This is a genomic window from Allobosea sp. RCC_152_1, assembly GCF_041360765.1.
Lineage (GTDB): Bacteria > Pseudomonadota > Alphaproteobacteria > Rhizobiales > Beijerinckiaceae > Allobosea > Allobosea spartocytisi.
Window position 1 is genome coordinate 1,125,293 of record NZ_JBFUPU010000002.1, and the last position, 7,029, is coordinate 1,132,321.

Below are 7,029 nucleotides of genomic sequence, written 5' to 3' on the forward strand. Positions count from 1 at the left end.
CATCCGGCTCACTTCTTCTCGACGTTCCAGAAGACCGGCGCCGGCGCCGTCAGGATGCCGGTGATGTTCTTCCGGGCCGCGATCGGCACGTTGTACTGGCCGAGATGGACATGGGTCACCACCTCGCGCCAGCGGACCTGCACGGCTTCCGCAATCGCCTTCTGCTTCGCCGGATCGGGCTCGCGGGCGAAGTCGTCGCGCAGCTTCTCCATCTCCGCATCGCAGGGCCAGCCGAAGGCGGCCTTGTCGCAGCTCGCATTGAAGAAGCCGGCCATGACGGGGTTCAGGATGTCGGCCGAGACCCAGGAGGTCTGCATCAGGTTCCAGCCGCCCTTGTCGATCGGATCCTTGCGGACGCGTCGCGAGACCACCGTCTGCCAGTCCGAGGACTGCATGTCGACCTTGAAGCCGCCCTTCTCGAGCAGTTGCTTGGCGACCGGGCCGAGATTGGTCAGCGACTGCAGGTCGGTCGAATGCAGAAGCACCACCGGCTTGCCATCATAGCCGGCCTCCTTCAGGAGCTCCTGCGATTTCTTGAAGTTCGATTGGAGCAACCCGTCCATGCCCTTTTCGGAGGCGAGCGGCGAGCCGCAGACGAACATCGCCTTGCAGACCTGGTAGTAGTCGGGATTGCCGACGGTCGCTTCGAGGAAGTCCTTCTGGTTCAGCGCATAGGTCACGGCCTGGCGCACCTTCGGATTGTCGAAGGGCGGCTGCGTGTGGTTGAAGCGCATCGTGTACTGCAGCCCGAGCGGGTTGTAGTTCCACAGCTTGATGTTGCTGTCGTCCTTGAGCAGCGGGATCAGGTCGAAGGCGGGCTGCTCGACCATGTCGATCTCGCCCGCCAGCAGCGCATTGACCGCCTGCTGCTGGTCGCTGACCGCAAGCCATTCGACGCGGTCGACATGGACGACCTTGCCGCCGGCCAGGCCGGATGCCGGCTCGGAGCGCGGTTTGTAGTCCTTGAACTTGGTGTAGACGATCTTGTCGCCGGGCTTCCACTCATCCTGCTTCAGGACGAAGGGGCCGGAACCGATGAACTCGGAGATCTGCGTGTTGGGATCGGTGTCCGCGACGCGCTTGGGCATCATGAACGGCACGTTTGAGGACGGCTTGCCGAGGCCGAAGATCAACAGGCCGGTCGGCGATTTCAGCTTGACCGTGAAGCTCTTGGCGTCGTCGGCGGTGATCGAGTCGACGAAGGTCATCAGCTTCTGGCCGACCGGGTCCTTGGCCGACCAGCGCTTGATCGAAGCGATGCAGTCCTCTGCCATGACAGGCTTGCCGTCATGCCAGAGCAGGCCGTCGCGCAGGGTGAACTTGTAGGTCAGCTTGTCCGGCGACTCCGTGAAGGTCTCGACCATCTGCGGCTTGATCTCACCCTTCTCGTCCATCGAGAACAGGGTGTCGTAGATCATGTAGCCGTGGTTGCGGACGATATAGGCGGTGGTCCAGATCGGATCGACGATCTTCACGTCCGAATGCATGACGACCTTCATGGTCGTCTGGGCCTGCGCCATGCTGCTGCCGGCCAGCAGCGCTGCCCCCACGGCAACCATTTTCCAACGCGACATCATAAGGCTGATCTCCCCTCTGGCCGTTTGCCCGGCCGGCTTTGCCGATCGTGATGTGCAGGTCGCAAGTGCCGGTATTTCGTCTTCTTTTGCCTTTTGTCCGCCTTGCCGTTCCGCCTTATGCAGGCGCCATGCCACGATGCGAAAGGCTCCCCCGTCGAAGCGCCCTGTCAATCGTTCAGGGCGCGAGTCGCGCCAGCAGCCCCGCCATCAACCTGATCCGTCGTGGCAGGCTCTCGATCTCGATATGCTCTTCCAGCGTGTGATAACCGGCCCCCAGCAGGCCGAGCCCGTCGAGGGAGGGGATGCCGGCCGCACCGGTGAAATTGGCGTCGGAGCCCCCGCCGGCCGAGGCGTGGCCGAGCTCCCAGCCCAGTTCGCCGGCGATCTCGCGGGCGAGGCCGTAGAGCGCCAGGGTTCCCGCATCCGGCTCCCAAACCGGGCGGGTCACGCCGCGCGTCACGGTGAAGCCGGTGCCGGCCTCCTCGCGGCGGGTGAGAGCGAGCATGCGCTCGACGCCACGGTCGAGATCGGCCTGCCGTTTTGCCATGCTCAGGGCTTCGGCCTTGCAGAGGGTCGGCACGCAGTTGACCCAGCGCCCGCCCTCGATGACGCCGACGGAGAAGGTGCAATCCTCACCGGTCATCTCCTCGATGGCCAAGAGCTGGCGCGCCATCATGTTGATGGCCGAGCGCCCGTCCTTGAGGCGGGAGCCGGCATGGCTCGGCCGGCCCTCGGCCCGCAGATTGAAGCGAGCGATGGCGTAGCGGCCGGTGACGACGCCGTCGCCCGGCTGGCCCGGCTCCGGCACCAGCACGAAGCGGTCGCGGCGGGTCTGCTCCATGATGATGTCGCGCGTACCCGGGCTGCCGATTTCCTCGTCGCTGGTGTAGAGCACGCTGACCGGCAGCGGCGTCTCGATACCGGCCTTCGCCAGCGCGACGATGGCCTGCAGCGCGGCATAGGCGCCGCCCTTCATGTCGAGAATGCCGGGGCCGTAGCAGCGCGAGCCCTCGCGCCGGAAGGGCAGCGTCTCGAGCGTCCCGACCGGATGCACGGTATCGAGATGCGACATCACCAGGATGCCGGGCTCCCCACGCCGCGGATGTGGAAAGTCGCCGCGCACGCAGTCGCCGAGGCCGGGCGGTCCGGGGATGCGGGTGATCATGGCGCCCGCCGCCGCCGTCTCGGCCGCTGCGAGGTCCATCATGCGGTTGACGGCGGCGGGATCGAAGGTCGGGCTCTCGCACTCGATCCAGGGCTTGAGCCCTGCGAGCAGGACCTCGCTGTCGAGCGGCAGGGTGCGGAGATCCATCGCCGCCCGCCTCAAGCCGCCGCCCGCGTCTCGACGATGCGCGCCAACAGGCTCGCCCCGACCGGCAGGATGCCGTCGTCGAGCACATAGGCGGGGTTGTGCACCGGCACGTCCCCGGCATGGCCGACCCAGGCATAGGCACCGGGCACCACGCGCAGCATGTCGGCGAAATCCTCGCTGCCCATCATCGCCTTCGGCTCGGTCAGCACGTTCGCGCCGCCGACGATCTCGGTGGCGACCTCCGCCATCGCCTGCGCCGGGGCATCGTGATTGACCAGCACGTTGAAGATGTTGCGGATGTCGACCTCGATCGTCATGCCGAAGGTCGCCGCCGTGCCGGCCGCGATCTCGCGCATGCGGCGGCGCACCAGCTCGCCCGTCTCCTCCGAGAAGGTACGGATCGTGCCGGCCAGCACCGCCTCCTCCGGAATGACGTTGTAGGCCGAGCCGGCATGGACCTGGGTGATCGAGAGCACGGCGGCCTCGCGCGGGTCGGCATTGCGGCTGACAATGGTCTGCAGCGCTGCGGCCAGGCTCATGGCCGCCATGACAGGATCGCGCCCCATATGCGGCATGGCCCCGTGGCTACCCTTGCCGGTGACCTTGATATCGAAGAAATCCGCGCCGGCCATGGCGGGACCGGGGAAGACCGAGATCTGGCCGGGCTCGAGATTGGGTGCGTTGTGCAACCCGTAGATCTCGTCGCAGGGGAAGCGTTCGAACAGCTTTTCCGCGATCATCCGGCGCGCGCCGCCGAGCCCTTCCTCCGCCGGCTGGAAGACGAAGATCGCGGTGCCCTTGAAGCCCCGGTTCTCCGCAAGGTAGCGCGCGGCACCGAGCAGCATGGTGGTGTGCCCGTCATGGCCACAGGCGTGCATCTTGCCAGCCACGATCGAACGCCAGGGCAAATTGGTGGTCTCCTGGATCGGCAGCGCGTCCATATCGGCCCGCAACCCGATGCGTCGGCCCGGCCCGGCCTGGCCGTGCAGCACGCCGACGACGCCGGTCGTGCCGATGCCGGTATGGACCTCGATGCCCATCTCCCTCAGCTTGTCGGCGACGATGCCGGCGGTACGGACCTCCTCGAAGCCGATCTCGGGATGGGCGTGGAGATCGCGGCGGATCGCCGTGAGCTCATCCTTGAAGGCGTCGATCTGCGGCAGAACGGGCATAGGAACTCCAGGCGATGAAAGGCTGATGCGAGGGCGGACGTGCTCAGGCGAACGGCCTGCCGAGCGGCGATGTGCGCAAGCCCTGGCGCAGCCGGCGCCATGGCAGGACCGCCGGATCGACCGGCATCGGGCCGGGTGCCGCGCAGACGAGGATCGTCTCGGCGATCGGCTCGAAATCGGCGCGGAAATGCACCGAGCTCTTGTTGACGAGAATCGCCTGCTCCTCCGGTTCGATGCCCACCTGCCGATACATCGCCCGGTCGGCCAGCTGCGCTTTGCGCGAGCCGACGACGATGCGCACCCCGCCGATGCGCAGGCAGGCGCTCGGCCCCAGATTTATGCGCGAGCCGCCATAGAACGGGCCCGGCGCGACGAAGCGGCCGTCGGACAGCTTCTCCACGGTGAAGCTCGCCACGAGCGGGGCGTCGCCGGGAATGCGGGACTTCGCGCCAAGCGCGAGCGTGACGATCGCGCCCTCGCCCGCCTCATGGGCAGCGGCGGCGGCCTCGGGGTCGACGATGACGCCAATTGCGGCGCGCTCGGCGTCGTTGCGCACGAGGGCCGCTGCCATGCCCATCGTGTCGGAATCGCCCCCGGCGCCGGGATTGTCCTGCGTATCGGAGATCACAATCGGCTTCGTCGCGCTCGCTGCGAGCCGCATCGCCTCGCGCACCCCGGCATCGGGTTCGAAGACCTTGCCCTTGAAGGCGGCCTCGCTCGCCATCACCCGCCGGGCGACCGTGTCGGCCGCCGCGTCGGCCTCGGCCTGCGTCGTGCCATAGGCGACGACGGTCGGCCCGCAATCCGGAAAGTCGGCGGCCGGGAAACCGGGCAGGAAGGAGAGGCTCGGCACCGTCTCGCCTTCCAGCGCGGCAAGCTCGGCATAGATCGTGCGGCAAGGTTCCATCGCCGTTGCCTGCCAGGCAATGGGAATGAGATAGGGAATTTGCCGGAAGGCCTTGGTTGGACGCCTCTTGGTGCCGAGCAGGCCGGCGAGGGCCTGCGCGGCACGGGCACCTGTCAGGGCCATGTCGACATGCGGATAGGTGCGGTAGGCGACGAGCATGTCGGCGGCCTCGACCATCAGCGGGGTGACGTTGCCGTGCAGGTCGAGGCTCGCGACCAGCGGCACGTCCGGTCCGATCACCGCCCGCACCCGGCGCAGCAGCTCGCCCTCGCCATCGTCGAAATTCTCGCTCACCATCGCGCCATGCAGGTCGAGATAGACGCCGTCGATCGGCAGCGTCGCGCGAATCCGCTCCACCAGCTCGCCTGCAATCGTCTCGAAGGCCCCGGCCGTGACATGGGCCGAAGGGCTGGCGGCACACCATAGCGTCGGCACGGCTTCCCAGCCCTTCTCGCGGGCCACGTCGAGAAAGCCGGAGGCGCCAACATTGACGTTGGTCACGGCCGCGAAGATCGCCTCGCCCCGCGCCAGCGGCGGCCAGCCTCCGCCTTGCTGGAAGGCGTCCATCCCCGCCTTGCTCGGCGCGAAGGTATTGGTTTCATGCAGGAAACCGCCGAAGGCGATGCGGCTGGACATCGAAGGCTCCGATCGAGAAGAGCCGAGGTAAACACGCCACGTCGCGCCGACCAAGTGAGAATTTTCACCGCGGCTGCCCGGATATTGAGCTTTCAATCGCGAAATTCGCACAGGGTCGGCTTCAGGCCCAACTCCTCCCGCTGTGCCCCGTCCCGTCCGAGTGTTCAATTCCGGGGCGCAGCATGCGCCACGGGTCAGATACGCACCGATCGTCGACACCGTCCTCGGCGGCGGCCGATATGCCCGGGTCTCTCGTATCCAGGGCGGCCGCTGCCTCCAGCGCGTCTAACGCTGCAGCCCGATGCTCTTGAATGAGGCCTGGCGGGGCATCGGTAAGCTCGTGCGTCAGGCGACAGCGAGCGTCGTCGCGCGAGGTGGCGCCCCCGCCGGTGCGCTCGCCGCATCGAGGCGCGCAATCTGCTCCGCTGAGAGCTTCAGCGCCGCCGCGCCCAGATTACTCTCCAACTGCCCGAGCGAACGCGGGCCGATGATCGGCACGGCGCCGTGTGTCATGGCCCAGGCGATGGCGACGCGATCGGGACTGGCGCTGGCCTCTTCGGCGACCTGCAGTACGGCGTCGACGGTGGCTGAGCGTTGCGGCGTGTTCTCTGCCTGAAAGACGCGGCCACCAAATCCTTCGGCGCGCCCTGTCTCACCCTTGCGATATTTGCCGGTCAGCACGCCGCCGCCCAGAGGCGACCACGTCACAGCGGCGATTCCCAAGGCGTGACAGGCGGGGAACAGATCGGCCTCGGGTTCGCGATGGACGAGGCTGTGCTCGAACTGCGCGGCAGCAATTGGCACGGCTCGCGTCAGCTCAGTCAGCGTCGCCGCGCGTACCAGCCGCCAGGCGGGGAAGTTGGAGAGACCGGCGTAGAGAATCTTGCCGGCGCGCGCGAGATCGTCGAGGCCGCGCACGATCTCTTCCATGGGCGTCAGGCCATCGGGATGATGCACCCAGTAGAGGTCGATCCGATCGGTCTTCAGGCGCCGCAGGCTCGCCTCGACCGAGGCGATCATGGCCTTGCGGCTGTTGCCCTTCACCAGCCGGTTGGCGTCCGGCGAGGCGCCATTGCTAAACTTGGTGGCGAGGACGAAATCCTCGCGCCGCCCCTCCAGCGCCTTGCCCAATATCTCTTCCGACTGGCCGAACTGATAGACGTCGGCCGTGTCGATGAAATTGCCGCCTGCCGCAGCGTAGGCGTCCAGAATGGCCACCGCCGTTTCAGGATCGGCGCCATACCCCCAGCCGATGCCGAAATTGCCGGTGCCAAGCGCGAGTCTGGAAAGCTGAAGGCCGGTACGGCCGAACGTCATATGGTCCATCTGATATGTCCTTGTGGGCGGTGCTGGCGTTCAGGCGGCCAGGAAGGCCTTGGCCTTCCTCAGGAAGGCGTCGTGATGCTGGAAGATGCCGCCATGCCC

Annotated in this window: 5 protein-coding genes; all 5 read right to left on the minus strand. The window is 67.0% G+C overall.

Annotation, left to right across the window (positions count from 1 at the left end):
* Positions 1-8: 8 nt before the first annotated feature.
* Positions 9-1,577, minus strand: a complete 1,569-nt coding sequence (locus AB6806_RS11820) for an ABC transporter substrate-binding protein (RefSeq protein WP_142022164.1) — start codon at positions 1,575-1,577, stop codon at positions 9-11.
* Between the two features lie 175 nt (positions 1,578-1,752).
* Positions 1,753-2,889 (minus strand): M20/M25/M40 family metallo-hydrolase, encoded by a 1,137-nt coding sequence (locus AB6806_RS11825; RefSeq protein ID WP_370954647.1) that lies wholly within the window; start codon positions 2,887-2,889, stop codon positions 1,753-1,755.
* A gap of 11 nt (positions 2,890-2,900) precedes the next feature.
* Complete coding sequence (locus AB6806_RS11830) at positions 2,901-4,061, minus strand: M20 aminoacylase family protein (protein ID WP_142022165.1); 1,161 nt, start codon at positions 4,059-4,061, stop codon at positions 2,901-2,903.
* Positions 4,062-4,104: 43 nt separating this feature from the next.
* Positions 4,105-5,604, minus strand: coding sequence for a M81 family metallopeptidase (locus AB6806_RS11835; RefSeq protein WP_142022166.1), 1,500 nt, complete (start codon positions 5,602-5,604; stop codon positions 4,105-4,107).
* A 345-nt stretch (positions 5,605-5,949) separates the two neighbouring features.
* A complete protein-coding gene (locus AB6806_RS11840; protein WP_370954648.1) occupies positions 5,950-6,930 on the minus strand; it encodes an aldo/keto reductase in 981 nt (326 codons plus the stop codon).
* Between the last annotated feature and the right edge of the window lie 99 nt (positions 6,931-7,029).

What these genes read in the sequence shown, in the direction of transcription:
- AB6806_RS11820 (WP_142022164.1), bottom strand. Translation starts at nt 1,577, where the DNA reads ATGATGTCGCGTTGGAAAATGGTTGCCGTGGGGGCAGCGCTGCTGGCC.
- AB6806_RS11825 (WP_370954647.1), bottom strand. Translation starts at nt 2,889, where the DNA reads ATGGATCTCCGCACCCTGCCGCTCGACAGCGAGGTCCTGCTCGCAGGG.
- AB6806_RS11830 (WP_142022165.1), bottom strand. Translation starts at nt 4,061, where the DNA reads ATGCCCGTTCTGCCGCAGATCGACGCCTTCAAGGATGAGCTCACGGCG.
- AB6806_RS11835 (WP_142022166.1), bottom strand. Translation starts at nt 5,604, where the DNA reads ATGTCCAGCCGCATCGCCTTCGGCGGTTTCCTGCATGAAACCAATACC.
- AB6806_RS11840 (WP_370954648.1), bottom strand. Translation starts at nt 6,930, where the DNA reads ATGGACCATATGACGTTCGGCCGTACCGGCCTTCAGCTTTCCAGACTC.